The sequence below is a fragment of the Rhodococcus sp. NPDC076796 genome, assembly GCF_040702765.1.
Classification (GTDB): Bacteria; Actinomycetota; Actinomycetes; order Mycobacteriales; family Mycobacteriaceae; genus Rhodococcoides.
Genome location: NZ_JBFBMS010000004.1, coordinates 573,803 through 590,573 on the forward strand (window position 1 = coordinate 573,803; position 16,771 = coordinate 590,573).

Consider the following 16,771-nt stretch of genomic DNA (forward strand, 5'->3'; position numbering starts at 1 on the left):
TGATCGACCAGTAGACGGTGAGTATCCGATGACCGACCATCCCGCAGTAGAACCGGTGACCCGCACGACTATCGACAGGGCAGTGGGTGTTCTCATCGCGCTGCGTGGCTGTAGTCCGGAGGATGCGTTCGCCGAATTGGCGGCGCACAGCTTCCGTTTCGATGTCTCGCTGGTGCAGTCCGCCCGTTCCATCGTCGCGGCCGCGCGTGGGATGGACTCGGCCAACGGTGTCGCCTGTGCGGCGATGTCGTCGGCGCAGGAGGAGTGGGGTCCACTGCTGGCGGACCGTCGAGATCCTTACGATCACGTCGCCTGAGATCGGACTGTACGAGTTTCGCTGCTTGTCATATCTCCCAAAACAAACCAAAAGTTCATTCAAATACCGAGATTGCTGTCCAGGCGGCGGTTCGGCGGTTACTATCGGCAGGTCGGAGTAGCCAGTCGAGTCGAGGAATCATGAGAACAGTCCTTGGTGTTTCGGTGGGTTCCGCCACTGCCCGAGGGGTCGCAGTCGATGCGATCGACGAGTCGGTGCGGTCGGCCCACATCGTTCACTCGTTCGATCCTGACGACCACCTGCAGGTTGCCATCGACTTGCTGGACTCCATGTCACGCGACCAGATGGTCGACCGAACCGACATCGTGTTGGCCGTACCCGACGATCCCGGTGCTCGCGCGCGTACGTCCGCCTACTCCACCTACGAGGCCGATCGCCTGCTGGTCGCTTCCGAACTCGGTGCTCAGCTGCGGTATCTGTGGGGCACGGGCCAGCTCGAGGGCGCTCGCACCGTCGCGGTCTGCGACATCGGGGCGTCCGGCACCACGGTGTCCGTCGCAGACCCGGCCAGCGGTACGGTCTTCAGTTCGGTGCGCACCACGCTGTTCGGAGGCAACAGCTGCGACGAGCAGCTCGCCCGCTACTTGCTCTCGACGTACGGAGCGGACGAGTTGACGTCCGATCACGCCCGCGCAGAATTGGCGGTGTCGGTCCGCACGGCACGCGAGCAGCTTTCTCGACTGCGGGTGGCGGAAGTTGCCGGACCCTTCATCGGTGGTCCTGTCAGGTTGTGGCGCAATACCTTCGACGATGTCCTCGAGCGCAGTATTCGCTCTTTGGAGGACTGGGTGGCCAGTGTCATCGTCGACGCACCCTGCGCCGTGAACGCCCTGGTGATGGTCGGCGGCTGCGCCAACATCCCGACGCTGCGGCGCCTGTTTCGTCGGGATCTGCTGCTGCCGGTCGTTGCGCCGGCCAATCCGGAGTCCCTCACCGCGCACGGTGCGGCTCTGATGGCGGTCGACGCGGTCGCGTCGCGCCGACATCGCCCGCGTGGTGCCACGATCGCCAACGTTGCGCCGTCGCAACACGCCTCGATGGTGGGCATGGTGGGCTACCACGACTCTCCGCGACACCGCTCGGCTTGAACCCTCCGGCCTGGCCAACGAACGCCGTTGTTCGGTAAGTTGCTCGGGTAATGGTGAACAGTGGGGTACGAGACGGTGGGACAACAGTGGCAGAGCAGGTAGCGGAGTCCGGTACGGCAGCAACCGACGGGGAAGCATTCGATCCGGCAGAGCATGCTCGGAGCATGGTCGGTTATCACTACCGCACCGAGGACTACTACGAGGTGGGCCGCGAGAAGGTCCGTGAGTATGCCCGCGCCGTCCAGGATTTCCACCCCGCCCACTGGGACGGTGACGCCGCGGCCGCGCTGGGTCACAGCGCTCTCGTCGCACCTCTGACGTTCATGTCGCTGGTCGGCACCCTCGCGCAGAAGAAGCTTCTCCAGTCCATCGCCGAGGGCTACGACCTGAGCCAGATTCTGCAGACCGATCAGGTGCTGGTGTTCCAGAAGCCGATCCTTGCCGGCGATCAGCTGACGTGCGATGTCTCGCTCGACTCGTTCAAGACGGTCATGGGTCGCGACATGATGGTCACCAAGAACGTCGTGTCCAACCAGAAGAACGAACTGGTGCAGACCACGTACACCACGCTCCTCGTCGGTCGGTCCGGCGAGATCGATCCGGCCATCGCCGAGTCCGCGCAGAATCTGGTGATGTTCGGCGCGACGACCGATACCAGCGGTGCCGATTCGAGTGAGCACGACACTCTGTCCACTCCGCAGGAACACGAGCCGCTGATCATCGAGGAGTACCGGGGTCGGCCGACGCAGAAGTTCGACGACGTGAACGTCGGAGACGAACTGCCGTCGCGCACGGTGCGCCTGACCCGCGGTGATCTGGTCAACTACGCGGGCGTTGCCGGCGATGCGAACCCGATTCACTGGAGCGAGCAGTTCGCCAAGCTGATCGATCTCGAGAACGTGCTGGCCCACGGGATGCTCACGATGGGCGTCGGCGGCGGTTACATCACCGAGTGGCTCGGCGACCCGGGCGCTGTGAAGGATTACACCGTCCGCTTCACCACCCCCATTCCCGTGGACACCCACAAGGCCGCCGAAATCGTCTTCACCGGCAAGATCAAGTCGAAGGACGAGGCGACGCGTACTGCAGTGATCTCACTGGGCGCGACATTCGAGGGCAAGCGAATCTTCGGTCACCGCGCTACGGCAACAGTGCAATTGGGCTGAGTGCCTGCGGCAGTGGTGTGGTTGAGTGCCCCGGGCGGCACTTGACCACACCACTCGATGCCCGGCTGACTGGCGAGTTGGTGGGCGTGGTCGCCTTTGCCGCGGATCGGCTCCTCGGTTTTGGATTTCCGACTCCGATCGGCGTCGGGTATCCATATCTGGGGAGCTGATGTGCAGGATGCAGCAGCATTAACGCCCTTCGTCGTAATCCACACCCCCTGTAGCGGGCGTGAATTCATGTGAGCGGCGTGGATGTGCGCTGGGTTCATCCCCCCACGAAGATGCAGAAGGGGTGGCCGGCCGGGTCGGCATAGATTCGGATCGGCTCTTCTGGGTCATCTCGCAGATCCCGCAACAGTCGCGCACCCAATTCGATTGCGCGCGAGTGCTCTTCGTCGAGTTGTTCGACGGTGTCGACGCGAAAGTCAAGGTGCAGCATCTGGGGGTGTTCACCGTCCGGCCATGTTGCTTCGGGAAGAGTGTCGATCTGCTGAAATGCGATGCGCCACGAGCCGTCGGGTGCGTTGATGGCGAGCCAGTCCGGGTCGATCGGTTCGGCGTCGCCGGGAACGTACTCGAATCCCAGGAGTTGCCGATAGAACTCGGCGAGTTGGCGGGCGTCCGTGCAGTCGAGTACCACCTGGCGTACCGAAATGTTCATGATCCGCGCTTCTCCTTTGCGTGGTGTCGGGCCGCACGTGCGCGATTCCCGCATGCGCGGCAACACCATTGCTGATTGGGCCGATCCTGCAGAAACAGTTGACCGCATCGGGGCGCGTCGCACAAAGCCAGTCGATCCCGATCCGGCCCGTTCAATAGGTCGATGACGGCCGACGCAGCACGCGCACGGAGGGATTCGATCGGATCTGCCGTTCCCACAACATGTCCGACGCCACCGCCGTCTCCGATATCGATTCGGCGGGTCACCGGGAGTCTCCGCGCAATGTCGTCGATGTGTTCGACGCTTTCGTCCGGAACATCCATGTTCGACGCCACCGCCCGCAGTAGCGACAGTATGTGATCGCGCGTCACCCGAAATGTGTCCACGTCGGCCTCGGCGGGGATGGCCTCGGGTACTCGACCCCCCTGCAGTTCGGCCCACTCCTGGAGGTCGGCGGCCGAATTGATCAACTCGGCGTAGGTGCCGCGCTGCAACTGCACGGTGTTGACCACGTCGAGTGCGAAGTGGTCGCCGAGCCAGGTCCAACCCATATTTCTGACTCTAATGGTTTACCAATCAAAAAGCATCAGATACCGTCGAGATGATGACGGACATTCAATGGCTGCCGTTCCTCGGCGTTGTGCTGCTGGCGTACGCGATACCCGGCCCCGACTTCGCGGTGGTGGCCCGGGCGGCGGCGAACAGCCGCAGCGCGGGGTGGAGGGCGGGCCTCGGTGCGCAGGCCGGACTGTGCGTGCACATGGTCGCGGCTGTCATCGGAGTATCGCTGCTGATCTCGCGGTCACCATTGGTGCTGAACATAATTCAGGTACTCGGAGGGCTCTATCTGGTCTGGTTGGGAATCGCGGCGTTGCGGGATTCGGCAGCTTCGTCATCGGCGGCTACGGATGTCCGCTGGTTTCGAATGGGTCTGACGACGAATCTCCTGAATCCCAAGGCAATTCTGTTCTTTGTCGCCATCCTGCCGCAGTTCGTCGACCCCGATGGTTCGCTTCCCCTGCAGGTCGGGATCCTCGGAATCGTCGATGCAGCAATAGGACTGGCAGTCTGGGCGGTGGTCACCGCAGCTGTCGGCCGCCTGATCGGTCGTTCGGCGACCTCGAAGCTCTGGAACAGAACAGTCGGAGTGCTGTTCATCGGCATAGGTGTGGCATTCGTGGGCAAGGCGATGTAGTCGAAGTGGACGATGCCGGGCAGGCCCAGAACTGCGTCACCGTCGGCGTCGGTCGACTATGTGCTGGATGCCGGCGAACACGGCACCGATCACGATCGACGCCGTCAGGCATTCGGTCAAGAATATGAGACTCGACTCTCTGAACAGCGGCGACTCCGACATCTGCGCGGCCATCGAGTCGGGGTGAACCAAGGCAATGCCGGAGACCGGCGGAGGACTGAGGGTGGCGGCGGCCCACAAGGAACCTCCCAGAAACACCGAAATCGGCAAGGGCCACCAGAACAGCGACTGCCGAGATCCGCGAATCCATGCTGCCGCTGCAACCGTGCACAGTGTCAGCGCGCTGATGGCGAGCGAAGACGGAAACCACGGCGAACCCTGTTCGGTGAACAGTTGCGCATAACCGAGGATCGATATGCTTCCGGACTCGCCGGAGATAGCCGCTGGGTCGAAGGGCGCAAGGGGCGCGGCGAAGTGCCACAGAAATGACAACGCCGTGGCCAGGGTCAGACCGAAAACTATTGCGGTCCAGCGCATCAGGATGACTCGCTCAGTGGACTATCCCCGTGTTCGGATCGTACTTGGGAGTGCGGTCCCGTAGCGACGCGTCCGACTCCAGCGCCTGGCCTTTCCTGCGGAACTTCGCGACACCACTGCGGCGGAGCCGCACTCATTCCCAACTCGAGACGACTTTCCGCGTCGGGCGCTCGTTGCTGTTGGAGAACAGGTGTGGGCTCTTGCTCTTGATGTATTCCACATCGGCGAACACGGCGCGCAGATGCTCGCGCATCGACCGGGCGGCCGCCTCAAAATCTCGTGCTTCGAGGCCGTTGACTATTGCGGTGTGTTGCGCGATGAGGTCGGGGATGGGCCGCGTGTCACGCAGGCCGAGTCGTCGTGCCCGGTCCAGGTGGGCTTTCGCGGATTCGACGGATCGCCATGCGGCGGAGTGTCCACCGGCCGCAAGAAGTAACTGGTGGAACTGCTCGTCCAGCTCGAAGAATTGATCCATGTCGATTCCGGGCTCGGCCTGCGCTGCCAGATTGGCGCGCAACGCAGCGAGGTCCTCGTTCGAGCGAGAGTTGACGGCATCGCTGAGCGACGCGGTTTCGATTGCTTCCCGGACGAATTGGGCGTCGGCGACACGCTCGGTGTCGACGCGTGAGACGAACGTACCGAGTTGCGGAAAGACCTGAACGAGTCCCTCTTCGGCCAACAGGATCAGGCTCTCGCGGACGGGTGTGCGGCTCACGGACATCTGCTCGGCCAGTTCGTTTTCCGACAGCGGGCTACCCGGGGCGAGCGTCAAGGAAACGATGCGTAGGCGTAACTCTCGGTACGCCCGCTCCCGTGCAGTGACTTTCCTGCTGCTCTGTGTGCTCACCGGTCAAGACTAACGCGGGGTGCTGGGTGACCCACAGTGCCGATGCCTTGACGAAGTGCTCTCCGTCACTAGTATGGTAGTACTGATATTCAACACTACGGCGGAGGCTCCACAGCGATGGCATTGATCGGCGGCAACGACGAGGCGGCCGTTCTACACGGTCCACGTGACCTGAGGATCGAGCAGATCGACCGGATGCAGGTCGCCGACGATCAGGTCAGAGTGGAAGTACACGGCGTGAGCCTGTGCGGCTCGGACCTGCACTACTACGCAGACGGCCGCAACGGCACCAACTCGCTGACGCAGCCCACCGTGTTGGGGCACGAGGGATTCGGGGTCATCACCGAGGTCGGTGCGGGAGTGTCCCAGGATCGCATCGGCCAGCGAGTGGCCATCGAACCCGCGATCCCGAAAAGCACGTCACCGCTGAGTCTGAGCGGTCACTACAACGTCTGCCCCAGCGTCGTTTGCTTCGGATCCCCACCGAATCACGGACTGCTACGGCAATCCGTTGTTCTCGCAGCCGAATTCGCGCACCAGATCCCGGATTCGATCGACGATGGCGTCGCGGCACTGATCGAGCCGTTGGCCGTCGCGGCGTGGGCTGCCGCCCGGGTCGGCTCGGTGTTGGGCAAGCGCATCGCGATCACCGGAGCAGGGCCGATCGGCCTGCTGGTTCTGCAGACGGTCATTGCCCTGGGCGCATCGGAGACGACCATCACCGACGTCGCACCTGCGCGGCTCGAGGTCGCGGCAGCACTGGGTGCCACGGCCACTCTGCTTTCGGGTGAGGACGCACTGCCCGAGGCCGCATTCGACATCGCGTTCGACTGCTCGGGCCATCCCGGAGCCATTGCCGACGCGGCACGCTCGCTTGGCCCGGCAGGCATCCTGGCGCTTGTCGGCGTGCCGGGGCGCGCGCTCGCCGAGTTCCCGATCGGGGCAGTGCAACGCTGGGAGCTCGACATCCGCGGGTGCTTCCGTTACGGCCCTTCGGCATTCGCCGATGCGATCGCCCTCGCCGGGTCGGCGCGAGTGGACCTCGCCGCACTGGTCACATCGACCTACCCGCTGGCCGAATCTGCCGCCGCGCTCGAGGCCGCGCTCACCGACCCCACCCAGCTCAAGATCGTCATCGACACCACTTCGCAAGGACCGCAATGAAAATCATCGATGCCACCGTCATCGTGACGGCTCCGGGCCGCAACTACGTCACGCTCAAGATCACCACCGACGAGGGCATCGTCGGCTGGGGTGATGCGACGCTGAACGGACGCGAGCTCGCGGTCGAGTCGTACCTGAAGGATCACATTGCGCCGCTGTTGATCGGACGCGATCCACATCGGATCGAAGACATCTGGCAGTACCTGTACAAGGGTGCGTACTGGCGGCGGGGGCCGGTAACGATGACGGCCATCGCAGCGGTTGACGTCGCACTGTGGGACATCAAGGGCAAGGCCGCCGATATGCCGGTTTACCAACTCCTCGGCGGTGCGGCACGGGACGGCATCATGGTCTACGGTCACGCTAGCGGTGGCAGCATCGAAGAGATGCTCGACGACGTCCAGGCTCATCTCGACAAGGGCTACAAAGCGATTCGCGCCCAGTCGGCCATTCCCGGTTTGAAGAAGACCTACGGAATTCCGGTCGAAGGTTTCTACGAGCCCGCCTCCGGAGCTGCGCCGCAGGAGGATTCGTGGGATACCGCCCCGTACATGCGGTTCGCGCCGCAGATGCTCGGTGCCGTTCGAGAGCGTCACGGATTCGACTTCCACCTCCTCCACGATGTGCATCATCGCCTGAGTCCGATCGAAGCCGGCCGTCTCGGGCGCGACCTCGAAGAGATGCGCATGTTCTGGATCGAAGATCCCACCCCCGCCGAGGATCAGAGCGCCTTCGCGGTCATTCGCCAGCACACAACCACCCCGATCGCCGTCGGCGAGATCTTCAACTCGATCTGGGATTGTCAGGATTTGATCACCAACCGGTGGATCGACTACATCCGGGCGTCGGTCTCGCACGCCGGCGGTATCACCCATCTGCGCCGAATCTTCTCGCTCGCGGATCTGTACGGCGTTCGGTCCGGATCTCATGGCGCAGGCGATCTTTCACCGGTATCGCTCGCAGCTGCACTACATGTGGATCTGTCGATTCCCAACTTCGGCGTGCAGGAGTACATGGGTCATGTGGACCCGACGGGCGATGTGTTCCAGACGAGCTACACGTTCACCGACGGCTACATGCATCCGGGAAACCAGCCCGGTATCGGCGTCGAGGTGAACGAAGAGGCTGCCGCGAAGTACCCGTACAACCCCAAGTATCTGCCCGTCAATCGCCGTCTCGACGGCAGTATGCACGATTGGTGAAGCGCCACATGACCACAACGCAGTTCGATGTAGTCCTGCTCGGCGAGCCGCTCGTCGAGGTGTCGACCACCGAGGCCTTCCGGCACAGTGCAGGCGCTGTGCTCGGGGTATCGGGAGATGTCGTCAACGCAGGTGCCGCTGCCGCTGCTGCGGGCGCTTCGGTCGCGCTCGTCGCGCGGGTGTCCGACGACGAACTCGGCGACGCCGTCTGTGCGCGAATTCGTGAACTCGGCATCGACGACGCCTACATTCGGCGAGTCCCCGGTCAGCAGGGTGTCTACTTCCTCCACATCGATCCGGAGGGCAATCGCCAGTTCTCCTACGCCCGAGCCGGATCGGTGGGCAGCCAGCTCGACGTGGCGGACCTGCCCGAGGGCGTGATCGAGCACGCGGGTGCCGTCTTGGGCGGCGGAATCGCGGCGGCGCTGTCGCCGACCCTCGCCCGCACGATGCTGCACGTCGCGCAGCATTCGAGCAGATTCGTTTACGACCCCAACTTCCGTCCTAGATTGACGACCGCCGAGCAGGCCCGAGAGTTCCTGCAGAACATCGCCCCCTATTGCGAGGTGATTGTTCCGTCGGCACCGAGTGAGATCGAATTGCTTCTCGGTACATACGATCCGGTGAGCGCCGCGGCCTCTCTGATGGGGTGGGGTGCGCGCTCTGTGGTGGTCACCCAGGGTTCCGAAGGGTCCAGCATCTTCACCGAGGATGGACGGTCTCATCAGCCGGTGATCCCCGCCCTCCAGGTGATCGATCAGACCGGTGCCGGTGACGTGTTCGCCGGAACCCTGACGGCGCGTCTCGCTCTCGGCGAAGATCTTCGCGAGGCCGCGGCCATGGCTGCGGCAGCGGCATCGCTGAGCGTCGGCGGACGCGGCGGCACCGGTCTCATCGCACCGCTCGACGATATTCGACGCCACAGTGAGCGGTACCTCAACGAGCGAGTGGCGACATGACGGCCTCCACACGTTTGTCCGACGCGACCGCCGCGGTCGTCCGTCCCACCTCGAGCGGAATCGTGCATCTCGGCGTCGGCGCCTTTCACCGGGCGCACCAAGCGGCCTTCACGTACGAGGCAGCGTTGCTGACCGGTGAGACGAATTGGGGGATAACGGGGTTCACCCAGCGGAGCAACACCGTGGTGGAACAGCTCGCCCCACAGGACGGGTTGTTCACCCTGGTGCAGAAGGGAACCGAGCAGTCGACGGCCACCGTCGTCGGTTCGATGCTCGATGTGCGGAACGCAGCCGCGGACCCGGGCGCGGTGGTCGAGGCGATCGCCGATCCGGCAACGCACATCGTCACTCTGACGGTCACCGAGAAGGGGTATCGACTCGACCCTGCGTCGGGTCGACTGCGTCTCGACGATGCGGAGATCGTGGCGGATCTGAGCGGTAGGCCGCCGCGGACGGTGGTCGGGCAGTTGGCCGCGGGGTTGGCTCGGCGAATGGGTGTCGAGGCGCCCCTTACGGTGCTGTGCTGCGACAACCTGCCGTCGAACGGGCGCGTTCTGTCCGAGTTGGTCCACGCCTTCGTCGACGCTCGCGGCAGCAACGACGGCCTGGCCGAATGGATCACGCGTCGGGTCACGTTCCCCAGCAGCATGGTCGATCGAATCGTGCCCGCCACGACCGAGGACGACCGAGCCGACAACGAGCGAAGAACAGGCCTGCGCGACGACGCCCTGGTGGTGTGCGAGCCGTTTCGGCAGTGGGTGATAGAGGACGATTTCGCGGGTCCACGTCCGGCGTGGGAACGAGTGGGCGTGCAGTTCGTCGAGGACGTCGAGCCCTGGGAAACGATGAAGCTGCGCGTACTCAATGCCACTCACTCGGTGCTGGCGTACCTCGGCATCCTCCGCGGGCACGAGACCATCGCCGAGGCGGTCGCAGATTCGGTGCTCGACGAGATCTGCAGGACCATGGTTGTCCGCGACATTGCGCCGACTGCCACCGTCGAAATCGACGCTGTGGGGTACGGCGACGAGGTTCGTGCGCGATTCGCCAATCCGGCGCTGAAACACACCACCCGGCAGGTGGCGATGGACGGATCGCAGAAGCTCGGTCCGCGTCTACTGGGAACCGTGCGCGACGCCACGGCCGCCGGTGGTTCGACGGACATGCTTGCCCTCGCCGTTGCGGCTTGGTGCGCATTCGTGCTCGACGAGACGAAAGCCGGACGTGCGCTGGACGATCCGTTGTCGGCGCAGTTGACGGGTGCCGGATCGGCGTCGGATCTGCTCGCTGTCGAGTCCATCTTCGGGCCCGATCTCGGGGCCAGTTCACCGTTCGGCACGCAGGTGGTTGCGTGGACCGACTTCCTACGGACCGACTCGCTGAGCGAGTGGAAACGAGTGCTGGTATGACCTCCGAACCCGCTGCACCTACCGAAAACCTCACCGCCCGTGATGTATTGCACGTCAGTCCGGTGATTCCGGTCGTCGTCATCGATCGAGTCGAGGACGCAGTTCCGCTGGCACGCGCACTGTACGCAGGCGGTATTGGCATCATCGAGATGACGTTGCGGTCGGAGGCGGCGCTCGGTGCCATCGCGGCAATTGCCGCGGACGTGCCGGAAGTGGTGATAGGCGCGGGAACGGTGTTGACCCGCGAGGATGCACTGAGATCGGTGGATGCCGGCTCGAGATTTCTGGTCTCGCCCGGATCACCGAGCGGCCTGCTCGACGCGGCCAGCGCGTTACCAGTTCCTCTTCTGGCGGGAGTGTCGACTGCGACCGAAGCGATGACGGTTGCCGAGGGTGGATCGACCGAGATGAAGTTCTTCCCCGCCGAGTCGTCGGGTGGAGCGGCGGCATTGGGTGCGCTGGCGGGTCCGTTGCCGCACTTGACGTTCTGCCCCACCGGCGGCATCACTCCTCGGAACGCCGTCGACTATCTGGCGCTACCGAACGTGGTGTGCGTCGGCGGTAGTTGGCTCACGCCGCGGTCGCTCGTGCAGGCGGGGGACTGGGCGGCGATAGAGGAGTTGGCCCGTTCTGCGAGTGGGCTGTCCACCACGTAGTTCGGTTCGCGAAGGGCCATTGACGTATTGGTATAACAGTGCTTGTATATCACTGTGGCGAGCGCCACCAACCCTCCTCGATGAGGCACAGGTCTCGCGGAGGCCCGCAGCGAACTCGCATCATGAACTCATCGATCATCACCAGCAATGGAGCTTCGGATGTCACAAGACACCAACGAATCGACGGACGATCGCGGTAACACCGCCGTCTCGACTCGCAGTACCAAAGACCTCACCAAGGCCGCGATGTCCGGTTGGCTGGGTACGGCAATGGAGTTCATGGACTTCCAGCTGTATTCGCTCGCCGCCGCGATCGTCTTCAATCGCATCTTCTTCCCCGACGTGAGCCCGGCGATCGGATTGATCGCCGCCATGGCCACGTACGGCGTCGGCTACGTGGCCCGCCTGGTCGGTGCCATCTACTTCGGCCGGATGGGCGATCGGATCGGTCGAAAGAAGGTCCTGTTCATCACCATTGCGATGATGGGTGCCTCCACCACGCTGATCGGTGCGCTGCCGACGTACGACGCGATCGGCATCATGGCCCCGATCCTGCTCGTCGCCCTCCGTCTGATCCAGGGATTCGGTGCCGGAGCCGAAATCGCCGGTGCCACGGTCATGTTGGTCGAATATGCCCCGGACAAGCGTCGGGGTCTCATCGCGTCGCTCGTGTCCTTGGGCACCAACTCCGGAACACTTGCCGCGTCGGCCATCTGGGCGTTGCTGCTCGCTGTCCTGTCCGAGGATCAGTTGCTCAGCTGGGGTTGGCGCATCCCGTTCCTCGCGAGCTTCTTCCTGATGATCTTCGCGGTGTGGTTGCGCTCGAACCTGAAGGAAAGCCCGGTCTTCGAAGAGCGCGCCGACGTGGTCGACGGTGTGGCTCTTTCGCGCGACGAGATCGAGAAGACCGACGAGGAACTGAAGGTCAGCGTGCTCGAGTCGGGCCTCAAGCAGAAGAAGGGCCGCGCGTTCTTCATCGCACTGGGTCTGCGGTTCGGTCAGGCCGGCAACTCCGGACTGATCCAGACATTCCTGGTGGGCTACATCGCGTCGACGCTGCTGATCGATCGTTCGATTGCCACCAGTGCGATCGTCTACGGCTCGCTCATCGGCTTCGCCACCATTCCGATCGTCGGTATCCTGGGCGACCGGTTCGGTCGTCGCCCGATCTACATGGTGCTCAGTGCGCTGACGATGATTCTGGCTTTCCCGCTGATGCTGATGGTCACGAGCGGCAACACCGTAGCCCTCGTCGTCGCGATGGTGCTGGCTCTCAACCTTGGTGTGCTCGGCCTCTTCTCGCTCGAGAGCGTGACGATGGCGGAGTTGTTCGGCGCGCGCACCCGCTTCACCCAACTCGCATTGGCCAAGGAAATCGGCGGCATCCTCGCCACCGCGATCGGACCGTTGCTCGCCGCCAGCCTCACCGCGTGGACTGGAAGCTGGTGGCCCATCGCGGCGATGCTCGTGATCTACTCGGCGATCACCCTGGTGTCGTCGTACCTGGCACCGGAAACCAAGGGTCGCGATCTCGTCAGGCTCAACGACGCAGCCTGAGGTGTGTGCAGTGGTGCGGCCCGATCCATAGCTGCACCACTGCAACGCAATTGGTACGAAAAGTTCGGACACCCCTCTTGGCACTCTCCGGTGGAGAGTGCTAATTTGGGTCTCGCACAGTGAGAGGCGGCCCGCCGCTGGGGCGGACGCATCGTCGTACAGGAGGTGGTTGCTGTGCTTCGCTTCGATCCGTTCCGTGACCTCGATTCCATTGCTGCCGGGATGCTCGGCGCGACCAGTGGTTCGGACCGCGCACCCAGGTTCATGCCGATGGATCTGTACAAACTCGATGACCACTACGTTCTCAACGCGGATCTGCCCGGTGTCGATCCGGGCTCGATCGATGTCGACGTCGATCGTGGCACTCTCACGTTGACCGCGCATCGCACCGCGCCTACCAGTGATGGCGTGCAGTGGCTTTCGTCGGAGCGTTTCGCCGGAACGTATCGCCGCCAGCTCTCGCTCGGTGACGGTGTCGACGCGGAGAAGATCTCGGCGTCCTACGACAACGGCGTGCTGACGGTGACGATTCCCCTCGCGGCCCGTGCCAAGCCGCGCAAGATCGAGATCGCCCACGACAACACACAGCGAACCATCGAGACCCAGACCAGCTGATCCAGCGCCGACGAGCTCGCAGTTATGCAGACGAATCGGACCCGAAACCCTGCGTAACTGCGAGTTCGGCGTTGGTCAGGATCGCAGCGGCCGCGGCATCCGGTGCTTGGGTCGGAATCCAGTGCGACACATCAGGTAACACCGTCAATGTGTAGTGGGCATCGACGTAGCGTTGCGCACCCTCGACGGCGGATCGTCCGATGAACGTGTCTCCGTCGCTCCACACCATCGACGTCGGCACGGTGATGCGCAGCCGGCCGATGCCCGGGTTCGAGAACGGCAGTCCGCGGTACCAGGTGATCGCGTGGTGCATGGACCCGTAGTCGACGACCTCCTCCACGGTTCGGGCGAGATCGGATTCGCTCATTCCGCTTTTCTCGTACCACTTCTCGGCCCTCTTGCCCGGTCTCGTCATCCATCGCTCGGGCAGGATCGGCAGCTGGAAGAACGCGAAGTACCAGGAAAGTCGGAACTGTTTCGAGGTGAGCAGGGCAGTCATGAAGGCACCCGGGTGCGGAACCGAGAACGCCGTCAGCGACGCAACGAGTCGGGGGTGTCGGCCAGCGGTGACCCAGGCGATGTTCGCTCCCCAATCGTGTCCGACCAGGTGGACCGGTCGTCCGATCACCGCCATCAAGGCGGTCACATCGTCCACCAACGCTCCGACGCGATAGTCGCGCCGGCCGTTCGGCCGAGCGCGCGGCGAGTAGCCGCGCTGATCCGGGGCGATCGTGCGCATCCCGGCGTCGTTGAGTATCGCCATCACCGCAGACCATGACGATGCTCGTTCGGGAAATCCGTGCAGCAGCAACACGACCGGGCCGTCAAGCGGTCCCTGGTCGAGGACGTCGAACACGAAACCGTCGCGCGTGTACTCGGTGATTCTCTCGGTCGCAGAGCTGGCCGTCAGCATGTGCTGGGTACCGATTGGCCTGCGAACACGGCAGCCAGGAACTGCATGGCCGCCTCGTCGCTGACATCGTGGCCCTGTTCTGGTTGTTCCTGCGCAACGACCGAATCGCCCAGGGCACAGGCCTTTCGGACGCCGTCGGCGGTCCACTGCGGCAGCACGATGTCGTCTTTCGCGCCGTAGGCCACGAACATGGGCACCTCGGTTCGCACCTGGGGAAGTGTGTAGCGATCGATCACGTCGAGCAGCTGTTGCCCGGATTGTGCTGAGTCGGCAGCGAATTCGTCCGGTGCCATCGCCTCGACGGCCCGCTCCTTGCCTTCGACGTCTCCACCCTGGCAGGTGAGCAGGAGCTCGTTGTTCTCTTCGGCGACGCTGCCGCTGTAGTTCTTCGGGTCGATCGAGGGATCGACCTGTTGTGCGCCGTAGAGCACGGACGGCATCAGTTCTTTCTGCGGTGTGGTGAGGGTTCCGTCCATTCCGGCCTGCACCAGCGGCTTCAGGTCGGTCGGCGGTGACAGTGACACCGATCCCACCAGGTCCAAGCCCTGACCGTAGGAAGCGGCGAGTTCGTTTGCAGCCCAGGCGGCTTGGCCACCTTGCGACAGGCCGACAGCGGCCCAGCGCGTGGAGACGTCGGGTAGCGCGGTGTGGGCTGCGCGGGCCGCGTCGATCATGTTGTGTCCCGAGGTGCGCGGTTCCAGGTACGGGTGCGTGCCGCCGCCGGTGCCCAGGCCTTGGTAGTCGGGCAGCACGGTGACGTAGCCGAGTTCGGTGAAGTCCTGCACAGCGAACTGGTAGCCGAGCAGGTCGGGATACAAGGTGGGTCCGCAGTCGGCCTGCACTCCGGTGGTGCCATGCCCGTAGACGACGATCGGCCAACCGCCCTCGGGCGGGGTGCCTGCCGGAACGGCTGCCACTCCGGAGACCGCCGTGGGGGAATTGTCGACACCCGAGGTGGACTCGTAGACGAATCGGTACAGCGTGGCGCCGGTGTCGGAGAGCTCTGCCGATCGATCGCCGAAGTCCTCGGAATCGAGAACGGTGCCCGGCACTCCCGTGAGGTCGTACTGCGGGGCCGGTGCGGTCGTCGTCTCGGCGGGCGTGGTCGCGGGCTCGGACTCGGGTGTGGAGCTGCACCCGACGAGCGCGGTCACCGCGCAGGTGGACGCCGCGAGTGCGGCCCCGACGCGTCGAGCTCGGTTCGGTCGACTGATGGCATTCACTCCCGCGTGTCTACCAGACCGTGGCGATAACCGGCAGGCTCAACTGCCCGTATGCGTCCGGTGGACGTCGTCGACCAGTTCGTGAGTGACCCGGTAGCCGGCGCGCATGCGCTGCATTTCGGCGTCGCGCACCAGGTAGGACCGCCGCGTCAGCTCACTCGGTCCGCCGGCCCGGAGCGTGCGCGCTCTGTTCACCAGCGGGAGCAGCGGCCCGACAAGCGACACGACGTGCTTGAGTGACGAAGCCGGGATGTGCAGATCGTCCGACGCCTCGTCGCCGATCAACACGCGCTGCAGGGCAGACATCGTCGCCGACGCCACCGCGTGGGTCACCCCATGGGGCCCGGGTAGCAGGTTGGCGAGTTCGGGCACCAGATAGTCGTCGGTCAGGGCGGCGACGAAGTCCCGGTCGTCTTGGCTGGGGCCAGGGGAGGTGAGTCGGTACAGCTGCTCGATGCGGATGTGGTCCGATTCGTCGATCGGGTTGAGCTCGTGGTCGACGCCGACGACATGTCCGACGTAGCGCCACAGGTGGTAGATATCGCCGAGTTCTGTGTCGGTGAAGCGCACGCCGACCCGGTGCATGGCGTCGAGCGCGATGTGGCCGAACTCGGCGATCGTGAACGCCATGTACGGCTGCGGGATCGGCACACCCCAGGCTTCGTCGTCCCACGTGCCGAGGTGTCTGATTCCTCGTCGCACGTGGGCGTGGATCATTCGCACGCGCACCGTGTAGGCGAATCCGTCTCCGTGCCTGGCCATTCCGCCCGGGGAGATGACTTTCTGCAGCCAGTTGCCCACTTCGATGGAGCGAATGGCCGGTTGCGAGACGTATCGTCCGGTGATGGCCAGTGGTTTGCCGGCAATGGAGTTCTCCGCGCCGCGAAGCAACGACGCCGCTCCCAGCACGATCCCCATCACCGCGCTGTAGCGGACGAGGGCGTCGGCGGCGCGGTCGAGGCGGTCGTGATCGACCCAGTCCGGTTCGGAGTCCAGAAATGCGAACAGCTTTCGAAGCGCAGCCGGGGCATCGGGGTCGATTCCGTTCGTGAGAGCGGCGGAGACGGCGGCAGTGGACGACGAGGAACCGAAGTCCTCGTCGAGCACTCGATCGGCGAGCGGATCGGCTCGCCACATCGCGTCGAGCCACTCGCGTCCCGCCTGGCCGTGCATCGAGACGGCCTCGTCGGTGCGAACCAGCCCACTGGGAGCGCGAGTATTCATACTTTCAGTGGAACACGA

The 16,771-nt window shown here is 64.2% G+C and carries 18 protein-coding genes; 11 read left to right on the forward strand and 7 right to left on the reverse strand.

The window, feature by feature from the left end; genetic code table 11:
- Nucleotides 1-28: 28 nt before the first annotated feature.
- The 3 genes from AB0366_RS16670 to AB0366_RS16680 all read left to right on the forward strand — a co-directional run bounded on the left by AB0366_RS16670 (nucleotide 29) and on the right by AB0366_RS16680 (nucleotide 2,591).
- On the forward strand, nucleotides 29-316 hold the full coding sequence (locus tag AB0366_RS16670; RefSeq protein ID WP_317549531.1) for an ANTAR domain-containing protein: 288 nt from the start codon (nucleotides 29-31) through the stop codon (nucleotides 314-316).
- 140 nt (nucleotides 317-456) lie between these two features.
- Nucleotides 457-1,425, forward strand: a complete 969-nt coding sequence (locus AB0366_RS16675) for an Hsp70 family protein (RefSeq protein WP_366244874.1) — start codon at nucleotides 457-459, stop codon at nucleotides 1,423-1,425.
- A 50-nt stretch (nucleotides 1,426-1,475) separates the two neighbouring features.
- The gene (locus tag AB0366_RS16680) at nucleotides 1,476-2,591 is read left to right on the forward strand and encodes a fused (3R)-hydroxyacyl-ACP dehydratase subunits HadA/HadB (protein WP_366244875.1); all 1,116 of its coding nucleotides are present in this window, start codon (nucleotides 1,476-1,478) and stop codon (nucleotides 2,589-2,591) included.
- Nucleotides 2,592-2,856: 265 nt separating this feature from the next.
- On the opposite strand, the gene AB0366_RS16685 is transcribed toward AB0366_RS16680, so the two are convergent.
- Both AB0366_RS16685 and AB0366_RS16690 read right to left on the reverse strand, forming a co-directional pair.
- On the reverse strand, nucleotides 2,857-3,252 hold the full coding sequence (locus AB0366_RS16685) for a VOC family protein (RefSeq protein WP_366244876.1): 396 nt from the start codon (nucleotides 3,250-3,252) through the stop codon (nucleotides 2,857-2,859).
- Entirely contained in the window at nucleotides 3,249-3,803 is a 555-nt protein-coding gene (locus AB0366_RS16690; protein ID WP_366244877.1) for a CGNR zinc finger domain-containing protein, read from the reverse strand. Before AB0366_RS16690 ends, AB0366_RS16685 begins: the two co-directional genes overlap by 4 nt.
- A 53-nt stretch (nucleotides 3,804-3,856) precedes the next feature.
- Here AB0366_RS16690 and AB0366_RS16695 point away from each other — a divergent pair, with 53 nt between their 5' ends.
- A complete protein-coding gene (locus AB0366_RS16695) occupies nucleotides 3,857-4,447 on the forward strand; it encodes a LysE family translocator (protein WP_366244878.1) in 591 nt (196 codons plus the stop codon).
- Nucleotides 4,448-4,483: 36 nt separating this feature from the next.
- Here the strand turns inward: AB0366_RS16695 and AB0366_RS16700 are convergent, their stop codons facing one another.
- Together AB0366_RS16700 and AB0366_RS16705 are read right to left on the reverse strand one after the other, a co-directional pair.
- The gene (locus AB0366_RS16700) at nucleotides 4,484-4,984 is read right to left on the reverse strand and encodes a hypothetical protein (RefSeq protein WP_366244879.1); all 501 of its coding nucleotides are present in this window, start codon (nucleotides 4,982-4,984) and stop codon (nucleotides 4,484-4,486) included.
- A gap of 133 nt (nucleotides 4,985-5,117) precedes the next feature.
- Entirely contained in the window at nucleotides 5,118-5,831 is a 714-nt protein-coding gene (locus AB0366_RS16705; RefSeq protein WP_366244880.1) for a GntR family transcriptional regulator, read from the reverse strand.
- Between the two features lie 117 nt (nucleotides 5,832-5,948).
- Here AB0366_RS16705 and AB0366_RS16710 point away from each other — a divergent pair, with 117 nt between their 5' ends.
- The 7 genes from AB0366_RS16710 (at nucleotide 5,949) to AB0366_RS16740 (ending at nucleotide 13,393) form a co-directional block, all read left to right on the forward strand.
- Complete coding sequence (locus AB0366_RS16710; protein ID WP_366244881.1) at nucleotides 5,949-6,995, forward strand: alcohol dehydrogenase catalytic domain-containing protein; 1,047 nt, start codon at nucleotides 5,949-5,951, stop codon at nucleotides 6,993-6,995.
- Nucleotides 6,992-8,197 carry a D-mannonate dehydratase ManD gene (manD, locus tag AB0366_RS16715; RefSeq protein ID WP_366244882.1) on the forward strand — a complete coding sequence of 402 codons (1,206 nt, stop codon included), beginning with the start codon at nucleotides 6,992-6,994 and terminating at the stop codon, nucleotides 8,195-8,197. Before AB0366_RS16710 ends, manD begins: the two co-directional genes overlap by 4 nt.
- Nucleotides 8,198-8,205: 8 nt before the next feature.
- Nucleotides 8,206-9,156, forward strand: coding sequence for a sugar kinase (locus AB0366_RS16720; RefSeq protein WP_366244883.1), 951 nt, complete (start codon nucleotides 8,206-8,208; stop codon nucleotides 9,154-9,156).
- The gene (locus AB0366_RS16725; RefSeq protein ID WP_366244884.1) at nucleotides 9,153-10,565 is read left to right on the forward strand and encodes a mannitol dehydrogenase family protein; all 1,413 of its coding nucleotides are present in this window, start codon (nucleotides 9,153-9,155) and stop codon (nucleotides 10,563-10,565) included. Before AB0366_RS16720 ends, AB0366_RS16725 begins: the two co-directional genes overlap by 4 nt.
- Nucleotides 10,562-11,221, forward strand: a complete 660-nt coding sequence (gene eda, locus AB0366_RS16730) for a bifunctional 4-hydroxy-2-oxoglutarate aldolase/2-dehydro-3-deoxy-phosphogluconate aldolase (RefSeq protein ID WP_366244885.1) — start codon at nucleotides 10,562-10,564, stop codon at nucleotides 11,219-11,221. Before AB0366_RS16725 ends, eda begins: the two co-directional genes overlap by 4 nt.
- A 159-nt stretch (nucleotides 11,222-11,380) precedes the next feature.
- On the forward strand, nucleotides 11,381-12,778 hold the full coding sequence (locus AB0366_RS16735) for an MFS transporter (RefSeq protein ID WP_366244886.1): 1,398 nt from the start codon (nucleotides 11,381-11,383) through the stop codon (nucleotides 12,776-12,778).
- Between the two features lie 174 nt (nucleotides 12,779-12,952).
- Nucleotides 12,953-13,393, forward strand: a complete 441-nt coding sequence (locus AB0366_RS16740; protein WP_121871228.1) for an Hsp20/alpha crystallin family protein — start codon at nucleotides 12,953-12,955, stop codon at nucleotides 13,391-13,393.
- A 22-nt stretch (nucleotides 13,394-13,415) separates the two neighbouring features.
- Here the strand turns inward: AB0366_RS16740 and AB0366_RS16745 are convergent, their stop codons facing one another.
- Genes AB0366_RS16745 through AB0366_RS16755 form a run of 3 tightly spaced genes read right to left on the reverse strand, consistent with a single transcriptional unit; the run spans nucleotide 13,416 to nucleotide 16,753 of the window.
- On the reverse strand, nucleotides 13,416-14,306 hold the full coding sequence (locus tag AB0366_RS16745) for an alpha/beta fold hydrolase (protein WP_366244887.1): 891 nt from the start codon (nucleotides 14,304-14,306) through the stop codon (nucleotides 13,416-13,418).
- Entirely contained in the window at nucleotides 14,300-15,529 is a 1,230-nt protein-coding gene (locus AB0366_RS16750) for a lipase family protein (RefSeq protein ID WP_366244888.1), read from the reverse strand. Before AB0366_RS16750 ends, AB0366_RS16745 begins: the two co-directional genes overlap by 7 nt.
- 39 nt (nucleotides 15,530-15,568) lie before the next feature.
- Nucleotides 15,569-16,753 (reverse strand): oxygenase MpaB family protein, encoded by a 1,185-nt coding sequence (locus AB0366_RS16755; RefSeq protein ID WP_366244889.1) that lies wholly within the window; start codon nucleotides 16,751-16,753, stop codon nucleotides 15,569-15,571.
- Nucleotides 16,754-16,771: the final 18 nt, after the last annotated feature.

Excerpts from the sequence above, each read along its gene's own strand:
- AB0366_RS16670 (WP_317549531.1), top strand. The coding sequence starts at position 29 with ATGACCGACCATCCCGCAGTAGAACCGGTGACCCGCACGACTATCGAC.
- AB0366_RS16675 (WP_366244874.1), top strand. The coding sequence starts at position 457 with ATGAGAACAGTCCTTGGTGTTTCGGTGGGTTCCGCCACTGCCCGAGGG.
- AB0366_RS16680 (WP_366244875.1), top strand. The coding sequence starts at position 1,476 with ATGGTGAACAGTGGGGTACGAGACGGTGGGACAACAGTGGCAGAGCAG.
- AB0366_RS16685 (WP_366244876.1), bottom strand. The coding sequence starts at position 3,252 with ATGAACATTTCGGTACGCCAGGTGGTACTCGACTGCACGGACGCCCGC.
- AB0366_RS16690 (WP_366244877.1), bottom strand. The coding sequence starts at position 3,803 with ATGGGTTGGACCTGGCTCGGCGACCACTTCGCACTCGACGTGGTCAAC.
- AB0366_RS16695 (WP_366244878.1), top strand. The coding sequence starts at position 3,857 with ATGACGGACATTCAATGGCTGCCGTTCCTCGGCGTTGTGCTGCTGGCG.
- AB0366_RS16700 (WP_366244879.1), bottom strand. The coding sequence starts at position 4,984 with ATGCGCTGGACCGCAATAGTTTTCGGTCTGACCCTGGCCACGGCGTTG.
- AB0366_RS16710 (WP_366244881.1), top strand. The coding sequence starts at position 5,949 with ATGGCATTGATCGGCGGCAACGACGAGGCGGCCGTTCTACACGGTCCA.
- manD (WP_366244882.1), top strand. The coding sequence starts at position 6,992 with ATGAAAATCATCGATGCCACCGTCATCGTGACGGCTCCGGGCCGCAAC.
- AB0366_RS16720 (WP_366244883.1), top strand. The coding sequence starts at position 8,206 with ATGACCACAACGCAGTTCGATGTAGTCCTGCTCGGCGAGCCGCTCGTC.
- AB0366_RS16725 (WP_366244884.1), top strand. The coding sequence starts at position 9,153 with ATGACGGCCTCCACACGTTTGTCCGACGCGACCGCCGCGGTCGTCCGT.
- eda (WP_366244885.1), top strand. The coding sequence starts at position 10,562 with ATGACCTCCGAACCCGCTGCACCTACCGAAAACCTCACCGCCCGTGAT.
- AB0366_RS16735 (WP_366244886.1), top strand. The coding sequence starts at position 11,381 with ATGTCACAAGACACCAACGAATCGACGGACGATCGCGGTAACACCGCC.
- AB0366_RS16745 (WP_366244887.1), bottom strand. The coding sequence starts at position 14,306 with ATGCTGACGGCCAGCTCTGCGACCGAGAGAATCACCGAGTACACGCGC.
- AB0366_RS16755 (WP_366244889.1), bottom strand. The coding sequence starts at position 16,753 with ATGAATACTCGCGCTCCCAGTGGGCTGGTTCGCACCGACGAGGCCGTC.